The sequence below is a fragment of the Micromonospora sp. AP08 genome, from assembly GCF_008085935.1.
Classification (GTDB): domain Bacteria; phylum Actinomycetota; class Actinomycetes; order Mycobacteriales; family Micromonosporaceae; genus Micromonospora; species Micromonospora chersina.
The window spans coordinates 1-14,163 of the sequence record NZ_VSEZ01000033.1 but is presented as its reverse complement, the minus strand read 5'-3'; the positions used below and the strand labels follow the sequence as shown (position 1 = coordinate 14,163).

The 14,163-nt window shown below is 73.2% G+C and carries 10 protein-coding genes; 7 read left to right on the top strand and 3 right to left on the bottom strand.

Annotated elements, in window-relative coordinates; all coding sequences use genetic code 11:
* Positions 1-600 precede the first annotated feature (600 nt).
* A complete protein-coding gene (locus tag FXF50_RS28770; protein WP_091320853.1) occupies positions 601-969 on the top strand; it encodes an ArsC/Spx/MgsR family protein in 369 nt (122 codons plus the stop codon).
* A gap of 13 nt (positions 970-982) precedes the next feature.
* Here FXF50_RS28770 and FXF50_RS28765 read toward each other — a convergent pair whose 3' ends face one another.
* The gene (locus FXF50_RS28765) at positions 983-1,162 is read right to left on the bottom strand and encodes a hypothetical protein (protein ID WP_148432069.1); all 180 of its coding nucleotides are present in this window, start codon (positions 1,160-1,162) and stop codon (positions 983-985) included.
* 13 nt (positions 1,163-1,175) lie between these two features.
* Here FXF50_RS28765 and FXF50_RS28760 point away from each other — a divergent pair, with 13 nt between their 5' ends.
* Positions 1,176-1,838 carry a hypothetical protein gene (locus FXF50_RS28760; RefSeq protein WP_148432068.1) on the top strand — a complete coding sequence of 221 codons (663 nt, stop codon included), beginning with the start codon at positions 1,176-1,178 and terminating at the stop codon, positions 1,836-1,838.
* 40 nt (positions 1,839-1,878) lie between these two features.
* Positions 1,879-2,268, top strand: coding sequence for a hypothetical protein (locus tag FXF50_RS28755; protein ID WP_148432067.1), 390 nt, complete (start codon positions 1,879-1,881; stop codon positions 2,266-2,268).
* 20 nt (positions 2,269-2,288) lie between these two features.
* Here the strand turns inward: FXF50_RS28755 and FXF50_RS28750 are convergent, their stop codons facing one another.
* Positions 2,289-3,476 (bottom strand): histidine decarboxylase, encoded by a 1,188-nt coding sequence (locus FXF50_RS28750; protein ID WP_187399869.1) that lies wholly within the window; start codon positions 3,474-3,476, stop codon positions 2,289-2,291.
* Between the two features lie 280 nt (positions 3,477-3,756).
* On the opposite strand from FXF50_RS28750, the gene FXF50_RS28745 reads away from it, so the two are divergent.
* A complete protein-coding gene (locus tag FXF50_RS28745; protein ID WP_148432065.1) occupies positions 3,757-5,145 on the top strand; it encodes a hypothetical protein in 1,389 nt (462 codons plus the stop codon).
* 57 nt (positions 5,146-5,202) lie between these two features.
* On the opposite strand, the gene FXF50_RS28740 is transcribed toward FXF50_RS28745, so the two are convergent.
* Positions 5,203-6,663 (bottom strand): APC family permease, encoded by a 1,461-nt coding sequence (locus FXF50_RS28740; RefSeq protein ID WP_148432064.1) that lies wholly within the window; start codon positions 6,661-6,663, stop codon positions 5,203-5,205.
* A 400-nt stretch (positions 6,664-7,063) separates the two neighbouring features.
* Here FXF50_RS28740 and FXF50_RS28735 point away from each other — a divergent pair, with 400 nt between their 5' ends.
* The 3 genes from FXF50_RS28735 (at position 7,064) to pulA (ending at position 14,084) form a co-directional block, all read left to right on the top strand.
* Complete coding sequence (locus FXF50_RS28735) at positions 7,064-7,675, top strand: cellulose binding domain-containing protein (protein ID WP_148432063.1); 612 nt, start codon at positions 7,064-7,066, stop codon at positions 7,673-7,675.
* Positions 7,676-7,758: 83 nt separating this feature from the next.
* Positions 7,759-8,433 carry a cellulose binding domain-containing protein gene (locus FXF50_RS28730; RefSeq protein WP_148432062.1) on the top strand — a complete coding sequence of 225 codons (675 nt, stop codon included), beginning with the start codon at positions 7,759-7,761 and terminating at the stop codon, positions 8,431-8,433.
* Between the two features lie 152 nt (positions 8,434-8,585).
* A complete protein-coding gene (pulA, locus tag FXF50_RS28725; protein ID WP_148432061.1) occupies positions 8,586-14,084 on the top strand; it encodes a pullulanase-type alpha-1,6-glucosidase in 5,499 nt (1,832 codons plus the stop codon).
* The last annotated feature ends 79 nt before the right edge of the window (positions 14,085-14,163 follow it).

Genomic DNA, 14,163 nt, shown 5'->3' with positions numbered 1-14,163 from the left:
TGGACCGGTGGTGCGCGGTCCAGGGGATGTAACGACCGGGCGGGGCCGGTCATTCCGACCGGCGGCCTCCCGCGGGGCGGGGTCCTGCGCGGTCTGCCATGTACAACGACCCCACCCCCGCCAACATTCCGCCCCGACGGTGGCCCCCGACCACCCACCCAAACCGGACACCACGCCCCGAACCTGTCACCGCAAACCGGACAGGCACCCCAGGCGACGCAGCCGACGGTCCCGGATCTTCGACAGTTGCCGTTCGCGGCGAACGACCAGTGTCCAAGATCCGCAGGGCTGAACGGGCACCCTGCAGACGGCCCAGCCGCGGTTGATCAAGAAGTTTGCGTCGCCCTCCAGCCCAATCCCGACGCAAACCTCTTGATCAACACCAGCGTGGGGCGAGGCACGCGCGGAGGGGCCCGACGGTCGCTTGGATGCGCATACGGACATCTCGCCCAGGTGGGATCCGGCGGGCGCTCGGGTCGGGTGGTGGTGGGTGGAACGTTATGGAGGTTTCCGGGGTGCGGAGACCTCCATGGCGTTCCACTCGTGGGTGGGGCGACCGGTCTCGTCGGGTTCCACAGTGGGCGTGCCACCATGTCGGGCATGGAGATCTGGCACAACCCGTCGTGCTCGAAGTGCGCCACCGCCCGGGCCTCCCTGGACGAGGCGCGGGTGCCCTACCGGCTGCGGGCGTACCTGGCGGAGCCGCCGAGCGCGGAGGAGTTGACCGAGGTGCTGCGCCGGCTGGACGCGCGGGCGTGGGACATCTGCCGCACCGGCGAGCCCGCCGCGACCGAGCTGGGCATGGCGGACTGGCCCCGCGACGACGCGACGGAGCCGCGCTGGGTCGCCGCGATGGTCGCGCACCCCGAGCTGATCCAGCGCCCCATCCTGCTGCTGGACGACGGCAGCGCGCTCGTCGGGCGTACCCCCGAGGCCCTGGACGAAGCGGTGCGCCGCACGGACCGGTAGGCCCGCGGTCGGCTCAGGCGGGCCGGTCGCCGGCCTTCGCGTGCCGCTCGCGCAACCGGTCCCGGATCTCCTCCGGGGTGTACGCCCGGCGCCGCCGTTCCGCCCGCGCCACGACCACGCCGGTCGCCGCCACGCCGGCCAGGCCGGCCAGCCCGAGCAGCTTCCACCACCGCATCCGTTGCCGCTTCGGCATAGGGTGATCCTCCATGAGCATCAGCCTGGACGAGGCGGTGGAGCTGACCCGCACCGGCGACCTGTGGGTCTTCCGCGGGCGCAGCGTGCCGGACCGCGCCATCCAGCTCACTACCAACAGCCCAGTCAACCACGTCGGCATGGCCGTGGTGCTCGACGACATGCCGCCACTGATGTGGCACGCCGAGCTGGGCCGCTCCCTGCCGGACATGTGGACCGGCACCCACCAGCGCGGCGTGCAGCTGCACGACCTGCGGGACGCGGTCTGCGTCTGGGCCAACCGGTACGGCCAGCGGGCCTGGCTGCGGCAGCTCGAACCGCCGGCGGACACCGCGATGGAGGAGGCGGTGCTGCGGACCGTGGCGCGCCTCGACGGCACCCCGTTCCCGTCCACGGCGCAGCTCGCCTGGCGCTGGGCGCGCGGCCGGGTGCCGAACCTGCGCCGGGGTCGACCCTCCATCGCCGACGGTGGCGGTGTGCCGGTCCGGGACCGGGCGCTGGAGACCGCGTACTGCGCGGAGGTGGTGGCCGTGACCTACGAGGCGATGGGGTTGCTGCCCGCCGGCCGGCGGCCCAACTGGTACGACCCGGGCCGGTTCTGGAGCGGCGACGACCTCGACCTCACCGGCGACGCCCAGCTCGGGGCGGAGATCGAGGTACGCATCCCGCCCCGCTGACCAGGTTTGCCGGAGCCGCCGTCCGGTAATGGAGAGCGGCGTGACGGCTTCCACGGACCTCGACACGCTCACCGACTTCTTCGACCGGTACGGCGTGGCGCTGACCACCGCCGACGTGCCCGCCATCGCCGGCTGCTACGCGCTGCCGGGGCTGGTGGTCGCCGACACCTACAGCTTCTCGTTCACCTCGCCGGCGGCCGTGGCGCTCAGCTTCGTCGGCGCGGCCCCCGACTACCAGGAGCGGGAGCTGGTCGCGGCCAACGCGCAGATCGAGGACGTGCAGCCGGTCTCGGCGCTGCTCACCGAGGTGGCGGTGCGCTGGGAGTTCCTGGACAGCCAGGGCCGGGCGGTGCCCGGCGAGCGCTACCGCTACCTGCTCCGGGCCACCGACGACGGCCCGGCCATCTGCACCGTCATCCGCACCGCCTGACCGGCCCGGGTGCCGGCGGCTCAGCGGACCAGAGCCTGCCGTTCCCGCTGTCGGGGCAGCGCGTCGACCAGCGTGCCGGTCGCCACGTCGGCCACGAAGGCGTCGACGGCCTCCCGGGTGACGCCGGGCATGCAGATCAGGTGGCTGCGGCCGGCGCTGCTGGCCAGCACCCACTTCGCCGTCACGGCCGGGGACGGGGTGGGGAAGACCACCGTGAAGGCGTGCTCGTGCCGCCAGGCCGGCCAGCCCACCTCGTTGAGCCGCTCCACCGCGTACGCCGCCAGCTCGCGCGCCCGCTCGGCGCGCTCCCGCAGGCCGTCGTGGCCGAGGCTGCGGATCGCGTACCAGAGCAGCAGCGCCGGGTGGCCGCTGCGCGAGCCGCTGATCGTGGTGTCCACCGTGCCGGTGTAGTTGGGGGACTGGGCGAGCTGCTGCTGGAGGGTGCGGCGGGTCAGCACCAGCCCGCACGGCACCGGGGTGCCGAGGAACTTGTAGCCGGAGATGGAGATGCTGTCCACGGTGACGTCGAGCCGCAGCGTGGTCCGCCCGTCGGCCAGCGCCAGCGGCACTCCGGCCAGCGCGCCGTCGACGTGCAGGTGGTGGCGGACCGGCGTGCGGGCGAGCAGGCGCCGGATCCGCGGCACGTCGTCAGCGGCCTCGGTCATCGTGGTGCCGCAGGTGGCCACCACGATGGCCGGCCGGTCCCGGTGCCGGTCGACCATCCGGGCCAGGTCGTCGTAGTCCATCTCGCCGCGTTCGTCGGTGCGGACCACCACCGAGTCCAGGCCGAGGATGTCCACGCACTTGGGCAGTGAGTAGTGGGCGTCGGCGGAGTGGTAGACCAGCGCCTTGGGGAACCGGGCCCGGGCCAGGTAGAGCGCGTAGAGGTTGCCCTCGGTGCCGCCGGAGGTGAGGTAGCCCCAGCGGTCGTCGACCGGCGCCTGGAACAGGTCGGCGAACCAGTCCAGCACCTCCCGCTCGTAGCGCTTCGTGTGGTTGGCGCCGGCCGGGTCGGTCCACGGGTCACCGATGTTGTTCAGCAACGAGCCGAACAGCGGCGCCAGCGGGCTGTAGTCGATGTCGGTGGCGATGGGGAAACCGACGTGCGTCTCCCGGCCGGCCACCGCGGCGGAGCGGACCGCCGCGAGTTCGGCGAGGAGTTCCTCGGGACGGGTGACGGAACCGTCACGGCCTGGGTCGGCTGACAACACGGCGCTCCCTCGTCGTCACGGTGCACAGCGCACAGAGTGGACCATGAGTCACGGAGAGCAGGCAAGCGTTACGAAATTGGCCACCAATTGTCCATAATCGACGTACTGGTCGGGCGATAACCGCTGGTCATCCGGCATCTGGCACCGCCGGCGGGCGCTACCGACTGAGCGCGCAGTCAGCGTGGGGTACCCCAGAGAATGCTCGCGGACAGTTGATAACGCGTGCACTCAGTGAAATCATCGGCCGGGCGAATTCCCGCTAGCCAGGAGCTGCCACGTGTCGTATGAACACCGGTCGCCGCTGCCGCGTCCGTCCTATGAGGACCCGCGCGACGGCGCCCCCGACCGGCCGGCGTACCCGCCGGCACCGCCGGTCCGGCCGCCCGCCCGGTGGGGGAGCGGCCGGCCCTCCGGTGGCGCGCCGGCCCCGGGCGGGCCCGGCTCCGGCGTCCCGGCGAGCCCGGCCCACGGCGCTCCCGCCGCACCGGCGCACGGCTACGGCGTCCCGGGCGCCGCCGGTGGCTTCGGTGCTCCTCCCGCTCCCGGCTACCCCGATCCGGTCGGCGGCGGCGGCTTCGGCGCCCCGGCGGCGCCCGGTGGCTTCGGTGCCCCGGCGGCGCCCGCTGGTTTCGGCGGCCCGGCCTCTCCACCACCGTTCGCCCCGCCGGAGCCCGCGGGCGCTGGCGGCGCCTTCCGCTGGTCCGGGCTGGGCACCGCCACGCCGGGCTACGGCGCCCCCGCGGCGCCGGCCTTCGAGGCCCCCGCGCCGCCGGCCTACGGTGCCCCCGCGACGCCGGGCTACCGCGCCCCCGCCGCGGCGCGCCCGGAAGCGGCGGGCGGCTACGGCGCACCGGACACCCCCGGCTACGGCGCACCGGGCACTCCCGGCTACGGCGCCGCCGGGCCGGCCCCGGCGAGCTGGTCGGGGGCCGACGCGTCCGAGGCGAGCGCCGACGGCTACTCGAACCAGGCCGTCTACCACCAGATCCGGCAGGCGGTGGTGCACCGGGTGCAGTACGCCAACGCCCTGCACGCCTCGCACTACTGGGACCTGCGCCGGACGAAGCCGGTCGGGCCGCACGCCCTGGTGTTCCTCTACGCCTGCCTGGACCCCCGGTTCGCCGACCCGCGCCGGCCCTACTACGAGATCCATGCGGCCTCCCGCCTGTTCCGTGACGGCATTGAGGTGCAGGACCTGCCGGCGCTGCTCGCCGAGCTGTGCGAGATCGCCGAGGGCTACCTGGCCGACGGCGGGGTCTTCGACCCGGTGGCCCAGATGACCCAGGCCGGCGAGCCGATGCCGGCCGAGGCCCGCTACGTCGGGGTTTCGGTGTCGACCCTGCTCGGCACCGGCGACGAGGCCGGCGCCGGGCTGCCCGGCGCGGGCGGGATGGGCATCCCCGGGCGCAACCTGGTGGTCATGTCCGACGACAACCTGCTGGTGGTCGAGCGCCCGGCGCGGGCGCACGAGCAGGTGGTGGTGCACTCCACCTGCCCGCACTACAGCGGCGGGGGCGTGGAGTACCGCAGCTGGCTCCCGCTCACCCCGGAGCATCAGGTCCACCCGGCCTGGCGCTGGTTGCAGCACCTCAACCAGCTGGTGATGACCGGGCAGGAACGCAAGGCCGCGATGGACGGGACGGTCGCCGGCCGGCGCCGGCGCTGAACAGGCCGACGGCCCGCCCCCGGCTGTCGGGGGCGGGCCGTCGCGCGTCCGGGCCGCCTACAGGGAGCGGCCGACCAGGTCCTGCTCGATGACCGCGAGCGGGCGCGGCTGGCCCTGCCCGACGTTCTCCAGCACCTCGGGGCGGGTGGCCCGGATGACCGCCGCCCAGACCAGGCCCACCGCCGCGGCGGCCGCCACCGCGCCGGGGACCAGCCACTTCGTGTTGGACTCCGGTGGCGCGCCGAGCACGGCGGAGAGGTTGACCAGCGTGGTGAGGAGAGCCGCGCCGACCAGCGCCGCACCGATGGCCGGCGCGACCGCGCGCTGCCACGTGCTCTCGTCGCCACCGCCGCCCCGCCGGAAGAAGGCGATCGCGGCAACCGAGGTGACCGCCATCATGAGCAGCACCGCGATGGCCGCGACGCCCGAGAGCCAGCTGAACATGATGGCGACCGGATCGGCGCCGGTCAGCGCGAAGACCAGGATGACCGGCAGGGCGATCGCCGACTGGAGCACCGACCCGGCGACGGGCGCGCCACCCCGGCCGACCCGCTCGAACATCGCGGGCAGCACCCGCTCCCGGCCGAGGCTGAAGGCGTACCGGGCGATCGAGTTGTGGAAGCTGATCATCGCGGCGAAGACGCTGGTCACCACCAGGATGGTGGCGACGCTGCCGAGCACGGGACTGGCGTTCGCCTCCAGGATCGAGAACGGCAGGCCGGCGTTCGGGTCGCGGGAGCGGTCGACGACCTGGTCCGGGCCCACGGCCACGGCCATGGCCCAGGCGGCGAGCGCGTAGAGGACGCCGAGCAGGATCAGCGCCGAATAGGCCGCCCGGGACACCGCCTGCGGCGACCGGGACTCCTCGGAGTAGACGGCGGCCGACTCGTAGCCCACGAACGAGGCCGCGCAGAAGGCGACCACGCCGCCGATGCCGGGGACCAGCAGGTTGCCGGGGTCCAGCGGCGCGAAGCTCACCGTACCGCCGGCCGGGTGGGCGAACGAGGTGAGCACGAAGAGCAGGATCACCGCCACCTCGACGGCCAGCACCGCGCCGAGCAGGCCGACGCTGATCCGCGCCTTCAGCACGCCGACCAGGGCGACCCCGGCCCAGGCGAGCAGCGCCCAGGTCCACCAGGCGCCGCCGAGGCTGCCGCTGACGACCGCGCCGAGCAGCCCGTACAGGCAGATCTGGATGGCGTTGTAGCCGAGCAGCACGACGGGCGCGGCGACCACGCCCCAGAACCGCCCGAAGCCGGCCGCCAGGGCCGCGTAGAAGACGCCGGCGCTGGAGACGTAGCGGGCCATGGCCAGGTAGCCGACGGAGAAGAAGAGCAGGGCGGCCGCGATCACGAGGAAGCCGAGCGGTGTGCCGGTGACGCCGGTCGAGGCGTACGTGGCGACGATCGCGCCGGCGAGCACGGCCATCGGGGAGGAGGCGGTGGCGCTGAACACCAACAGGGCGCCGGTGCCGAGGGACTTGCGGATGAGCCCGGTTGGCGCGCTGGCAATCTGCATGGAGCTGCTCCGAGTGGGGGAGGGAGGGGTGTCGGGGCGGGTGTCCGTCGGGGCGGCTCTCCATGATGGACAGTGTGGGCGGATGTGCGCGTCCTTGCCCGGATCTGAGCCATTTAGGAGCTCCGATAGCTGAGCCCGGACAGCGTAGCCGACGACGCGGTGCGACGTGTCGGGTGCAGGTCGTGTCCGTGGGTCGGCCGGCGGGGCCCGATCCGCCGCGCAAGATCGTCCGTTCCGCGCGTCGCGGATGCCCGGACGGTCGGATCCGCCCCCCGCGCGCTGCGGCACGCGACGCACCATGACTACGCTGGCGCGTCGGGTACCACGAGGGGGGCATGTGATGAGCGGCGGGCCAGTAGAGCCGGCCGAGGCGCCGGCGGCGCCACGGATGCTCGCATCGGTGCCGTGGGTCGTGGTGCTGCTCGGTGTCGGCCTGATCGTCGGCCTGCTGGTGATCGCCCTGTTCTCGCTGCGCGGGCAGGAACACCAGCCGGTGCCGGCGCCCGCTCCGCCGATGTACCTGCCGACCCTCGGCGTGGACGCCCCCACGTCCGGGCCGCCGACGGGCGGCGCCACCGGCACGCCCACCGGATCGGCGACACCGTCGCCCAGCGCGACCGTCTCGCCCTCGGCCGGCGCGTCCCGGTCGGCGACGCCCCGGCCCAGCGCCTCGACCCGGGCGGGCGCCCAGGGTGCGGTGACCGCACGGTACGAGGCCACCGCGAGCGACCGGAACGGTTTCGAGGCCCGGCTGACCGTGGTCAACGGCTCCGGCGGCGGTCAGGGCTGGGAGGTCGAGCTGCTCTTCACCGGCAACGTGAAGACCATCGAAGCCTCGTCCACCTCCGGGGTGTCGGTCAGCACGCAGGGCAGCGGGGTGTTCGTGCTGCGCGGCACCGGCCCGCTGCCGGCCGGGCAGACCGCCACGGTGCGGATGCGGTTCGGCCGCACGGGCGCCGGTGACCAGCCCGGCCAGTGCACCGTCAACGGCGCCGACTGTGTGATCGGCTGAGGCCCGCACCGGCCGCGGGTCCACCCGGCGGACGACGCTCGCGGTCGTTACGCTCGTCCGACCAGGACCGACAGGGGAGGGGCATGTCCGGCACACGACGCGTACGCCCGTCACCCGGCGCCGTCATCGCCTCCTCGCCCTGGATCGTCATCTCCATCGGCGTGATCGTCATGGTGGTCCTGCTCGTCGTGGCGCTCGGTTCGGTGCGCGGGCGGCGGACGTTCGCCGAGTCCCCGCCGCCGGCCCCGACGATGTCGCTGCCCGAGTTGCCGGCCACCACCCCCGGCGAGGTCGCCCGGCCGCCCACGTCCGCCGCCGGGCCGGTGGTCCCCGGGCTCTCCCCCCGGTCGACCGTGCTGCCCGCCCGGCCCACGCCGAGCCGGCCGGCGGCCACCGGCACGGCCCGCCCCGGCGGCCCGCCCGCGCCCGCGCCGCCCGCCCCGCCGGTGACCGGCCGGTACGGGGTGGTGAGCAGCTTCGACGGCGGGTTCGTCGGTGAGGTGCGGCTGGTCAACACCGCCGGCACGGCACGTGGCTGGACGGTGCGGCTGACCTTCCCGCGCGGCCGTCTCGTGGCCGCCTGGGTGAGCGGCGCCGAGCAGGGCAGCGGCGACTTCACCGACGGGGTCTTCACCTACCGCAGCGGGGTGGCCCTGGCGCCCGGGGCGTCGGTGCCGCTGCAGTTCCACTTCGAGCAGACGGGTACGACCCGGCCCACGAGCTGCGCGGTCGACGGCGCCGCCTGCTCCGGGCTCTGATCCTCGGCCTCCCGCGGCACCCTCGACGATCGGCACGCGCTGCCGTGTTTCGCAAGGCGGCTGCTTTGTTGCGACTTGGTTTGCAAGGTATTGCAGAATGTTTCGGCGGGAGCTAGCGTGCGGGCGAATCAGCGACCAGAGAAAGGCCGTCGATGAAACCGCCGCCGATATCCCGCAAGGCCCTGGCCGCCCTGGCCTCCTCCCTCGTGCTCACCCTCGTCGGCGTGCCGGTGGCCCTCCACCAGGTGGGCGCCGACGGCAGCGACCACCGCGCCACCCCCGACGTGCTGGCCGCCGCGGGCGCGCCGCAGTGGAGCCGGGAGCCGTCCGCCGAGACGCTGCTCAAGGCCGGCAGCAACACCGCGAAGGCGGAGCAGTTCTACTTCGTCCTGCCGGACCGCTTCGCCAACGGCGACAAGCGCAACGACACCGGCGGGCTGGCCGGCGATCGGCTCAGCACCGGCCTCGACCCCGCGGACAAGGGCTTCTACCACGGCGGTGACCTCAAGGGGGTCATCGACAAGATGGACTACATCGAGGGCCTCGGCACCACGGCCATCTGGCTCGCCCCGATCTTCAAGAACCGGCCCGTGCAGGGCACCGGCGCGGACGTGTCCGCCGGCTACCACGGCTACTGGATCACCGACTTCACCCAGGTCGACCCGCACTTCGGCACCAACGCGGAGCTGAAGAAGCTGGTCGGCCTCGCCCACCAGCGGGGCATCAAGGTCTATCTGGACATCATCGCCAACCACACCGCGGACGTCATCCGCTACGCCGAGGACAAGTACGGCTACGTCGACAAGAAGACGTCCCCCTACACCGACGCGCAGGGGCGGGCCTTCGAGGACCGCAACTACGCCGACGGCACCCGGGCGTTCCCGCAGGTGAACAAGGAGTCGTTCCCGTACACCCCGACCTTCGCCACCGCGGCCGACGCGAAGGTGAAGGTACCGGCGTGGCTGAACGACCCGACCATGTACCACAACCGGGGCGACTCCACCTTCGCCGGTGAGAACAGCGAGTACGGCGACTTCTTCGGCCTCGACGACCTGTGGACCGAGCGTCCCGAGGTGGTCCGCGGCATGACCGACATCTACGCGCAGTGGATCGGCAGGGCCGGCGTCGACGGCTTCCGCCTCGACACGGTCAAGCACGCCAACCTCGACTTCTGGCCGCAGTTCACCCGGGGCATCGACGCCGCCGCCGCCAAGGCCGGCAAGCCGGACTTCTTCATGTTCGGCGAGGTCTACAGCGCCGACCAGGAGATCGAGTCGACCTACGTGCGGCAGGGCGGCCTGCCGGCCACCCTCGACTTCTCCTTCCAGGAGGCCGCGCGGAGCTACACCGCCGCCGACGGCTCGGCCAAGGCGCTCGCGGACCTGTACGCCAAGGACGACCTCTACGCCGCGCGGGACACCGACGCCAACCGGCTGACCACCTTCCTCGGCAACCACGACATGGGCCGGATCGGCTCGTTCCTCGCGGCCGCCGGGGGGGACGACGCCAGCCAGCTCCGCCGCGACCAGCTCGCCCACCAGCTGATGTTCCTCACCCGCGGCCAGCCGGTCGTCTACTCCGGTGACGAGCAGGGCTTCACCGGACCCGGCGGCGACAAGGACGCCCGGCAGGACATGTTCGCCAGCAGGACGGCGGACTACCTCGACGACGACCTGATCGGCACCACCCGCACCCACGCCAGCGACCAGTACGACACCACCCACCCGCTCTACCGGACCATCGCCGAGCTGGGCGAGCTGCGGCAGGCCCACCCCGCGCTGCGGGACGGCATCCAGGTGACCCGGTACGCGGCCGACGGCCCCGGCGTGTTCGCCTTCTCCCGCGTCCTGCCGAAGGACCGCACCGAGTACGTCGTCGCGGTGAACAACGCCGCGACGGCGCAGACTGTCACCGTGGACACGTGGTCGGCCGGTGCCACCTTCACCGGCGTGTACGGCGGCGCGGCCACCGCGAGCGCCGGCGCGGACGGCAAGCTGGCCGTGACCGTGCCGGCCATGTCGGCCGTCGTGCTCAAGGCCGACCGGGCCATCCCGCAGGCCGGCGCCGCCCCGACGATCACCCTCACCGAGCCGGGCGACGCCCCGGTCGCCACCAAGGCCGCCGTCACCGCCCAGGTCACCGGCGATCCCCTCGCGACCGTCACCTTCGCCGCCCGGGTCCCCGGCGGCAAGTGGACGCTGCTGGGCAGCGCCCACAAGGCGCCGTACACCGTCCACCACGACCTGACCGGCCTGGCCGGCGGGACGAAGGTCGAGTACAAGGCGGTGGTCCGCGACGGCAAGGGCCGCGTGGCCGCCGCCCGCACCACCGGCGTGGTCGGCACCCCCGTGCAGAGCGCGTCGCGGGACTGGGCGGTCGTGCACTACCAGCGACCCGCCGGAGGGTACGACGACTGGGGCCTCTACACCTGGGGCGACATCGACCCGGCCTACCAGACGGAGTGGCCCAAGGGGCAGCCGTTCGCCGGTGAGGACTCCTACGGCCGGTTCGCCTGGGTCAAGCTGAAGCCGGGCGCCAAGTCGGTCGGCTTCCTCGTGGTCGACAAGGACGGGAACAAGGACGCCGCCAACGACCGCACCATCGACGTGACGCAGACCGGCGAGGTCTGGGTCAAGCAGGGCGACGGCACCCTCTACCCGACCCGGCAGGCCGCCACCGGCGAGCCGGACCCGCCGGTCGACCAGAGCACCGCGGTCATCCACTGGCGCAAGGCGGACGGGAACTACGACGGCTGGGGCCTGCACCTCTGGGACGGCGCCGCCAACCCGACCGACTGGGGCAACCCGCTGAAGCCGGAGAAGATCGACGCGTACGGCGCCGTCTTCCGCGTGCCCCTGGCCGCCGGGGCCACCGGGCTGAACTACATCATCCACAAGGGCGACGAGAAGGATCAGCCCGACGACCAGCGGCTGGACTTCGCCGCGGCCGGGCACGAGATCTGGCTGCTGGCCGGGGTCAAGGGCCGCCTCCTGCCGCCGACCTCGTCCGGGGTCGCGAAGGACCTCGACATCACCAAGCAGAACGCGCAGTGGATCGACCGGTCCACCGTGGCGTGGCAGACCGGGCCGACCGACGGCAAGCGGTACGCCCTGGTGGCCGCCCCCGCCGGCGGGCTCGGCATCGCCGACGGCGAGCTGACCGGGACGTACACCACGCTGCCGCTGCGGGCGGGGCGCAACGGGCTGACCGAGGCGCAGCGGCAGGCGTACCCCCACCTCTGGGCCTATCGCGCGTTCACGCTGGACCGCGCCGACCTGGCCAAGGTGCCCGCGGCGCTGCGTGGCCAGCTCGTGGTGACCGAGCGGGACGCCGAGGGCCACCTGCTCGGCGCCACCGGGGTGCAGATCCCGGGCGTCCTCGACGACGTCTACCGGGCCGCGACCGCCGCGAAGCTCGGCCCGACGTTCGCCGGCAAGGTGCCCACCCTGGCCGTCTGGGCGCCCACCGCGCGGAAGGTCTCGCTCCAGCTCTTCGACTCGCCGGCGGCCGAGCCGACGACCGTGTCGATGAGCCGCAACGACACCACCGGCGTCTGGTCGGTGCGCGGCACGAAGGGCTGGACCGGCAAGTACTACCGCTACCAGGTCGAGGCGTGGCAGCCGGCCGCGCAGAAGGTGGTCACCGCGACGGTGACCGACCCGTACTCGCTGGCCCTCGCGCCGGATTCGACGCACAGCCAGATCGTCGACCTGGCCGACCCGGCGCTGGCCCCGGCCGGCTGGGCGAACCTGCGCAAGCCGAAGGCCGTGCCGTCGGCGAAGGCGCAGATCCAGGAGGTGTCGGTGCGCGACTTCTCCATCGCCGACACCACCGTGCCGGCCGATCGGCGGGGCACCTACCTCGCCTTCACCGACCCGAGCACGGCCGGAATGACGCACCTGAAGGCGCTCGGCGACGCCGGGGTCAACTACCTGCACCTGCTGCCGGCGTTCGATTTCGCCACCATCCCCGAGAAGCGGGCCGACCAGGCGCAGCCCGCCTGCGACCTGGCCGCGCTGCCACCGGACTCCGACGAGCAGCAGAAGTGCGTCGCTGCGGTGGCCGACAAGGACGGCTACAACTGGGGGTACGACCCGCTGCACTACACGGTGCCGGAGGGCGGCTACGCCGTCGACCCGGCCGGGGCGAAGCGGACCACCGAGTTCCGGCAGATGGTCGCCGGGATCAACCAGGCCGGCCTGCGCGTGGTGATGGACGTCGTCTACAACCACACCTCGGCCGCCGGCACCGACCCGAAGTCGGTGCTCGACCAGGTGGTGCCCGGCTACTACCAGCGGCTGCTGCCCGACGGCACCGTGGCCAACTCGACCTGCTGCGCCAACACCGCCCCGGAGCACGCCATGATGGGCAAGCTCGTGGTGGACTCGCTGGTCACCTGGGCGAAGGCGTACAAGGTGGACGGCTTCCGGTTCGACCTCATGGGCCACCACCCGAAGGCGAACATCCTGGCCGTCCGCGCCGCGCTGGACGAGCTGACCATGGCCCGCGACGGCGTGGACGGGAAGAAGATCCTGCTGTACGGCGAGGGCTGGAACTTCGGCGAGGTCGCCAACGACGCCCGGTTCGTGCAGGCCACCCAGGCCAACATGGCCGGCACCGGCATCGGCACCTTCAACGACCGGCTCCGCGACGCGGTCCGGGGTGGTGGGCCCTTCGACGGCAACCCGCGCATCCAGGGCTTCGCCTCGGGCCTCTTCACCGACCCGAACGGCGACGACGTCAACGGCTCGGCCGCCGAGCAGAAGGCCCGGCTGCTGCACCAGCAGGACCTGATCAAGGTGGGGCTCACCGGCAACCTGCGCGGCTACCGGTTCACCGACTCGTCCGGCCGACCGGTCACCGGCGCGCAGGTGGACTACAACGGCTCGCCGGCCGGCTACACGGCGGCGCCGGGCGAGGCGGTCACCTACGTCGACGCGCACGACAACGAGATCCTGTACGACGCGCTGGCGTACAAGCTGCCGCAGGGCACCTCGGCGCAGGACCGGGCGCGGATGCAGGTGCTCGCGCTCAGCACCGTGGTGATGGGGCAGGGGACCGGGTTCGTGACGGCCGGCTCGGAGCGCCTGCGCTCGAAGTCGCTGGACCGCAACTCGTTCAACTCCGGTGACTGGTTCAACCAGATCCGCTGGGACTGCGCCCAGGGCAACGGCTTCGGCGCCGGCCTCCCGCCGGAGCAGGACAACAAGGACAAGTGGCCGTACGCCAAGCCGCTGCTGGCCGACCCGAAGCTGGTGCCGGACTGCGCGGCGATCGACCTGGCCGACGCCCGGTACGCGGAGCTGCTCACCATCCGGCGCTCCTCGCCGGTCTTCGGGCTGACCACCGCCGACCAGGTGCAGAAGCGGGTCGCCTTCCCGCTCTCCAGCGACCGGGAGACCCCGGGCGTGATCACCATGACCCTCGACGCCCGCGGGCTCGACGGGAAGTGGAAGTCGGTGACCGTGGTCTTCAACGGCACCCCGGAGACCGCGAAGCAGACCGTCACCGGCCTGCGCGGGGCGAACGTGGCGCTGCACCCGGTGCTGAGGAACTCCGCCGACCCGGTGCTCCGGACGGCGTCCTTCGACCGGGCCGGCGGCACGTTCATCGTGCCGGCCCGCAGCGTGGCGGTCTTCGTCCAGAGCTGACACCGAACGAGGTCCGGCCCCCTGCCACGAAGTGGCAGGGGGCCGGACCCTTTGCGTCGAGCCGTACGTCGACCGTTGC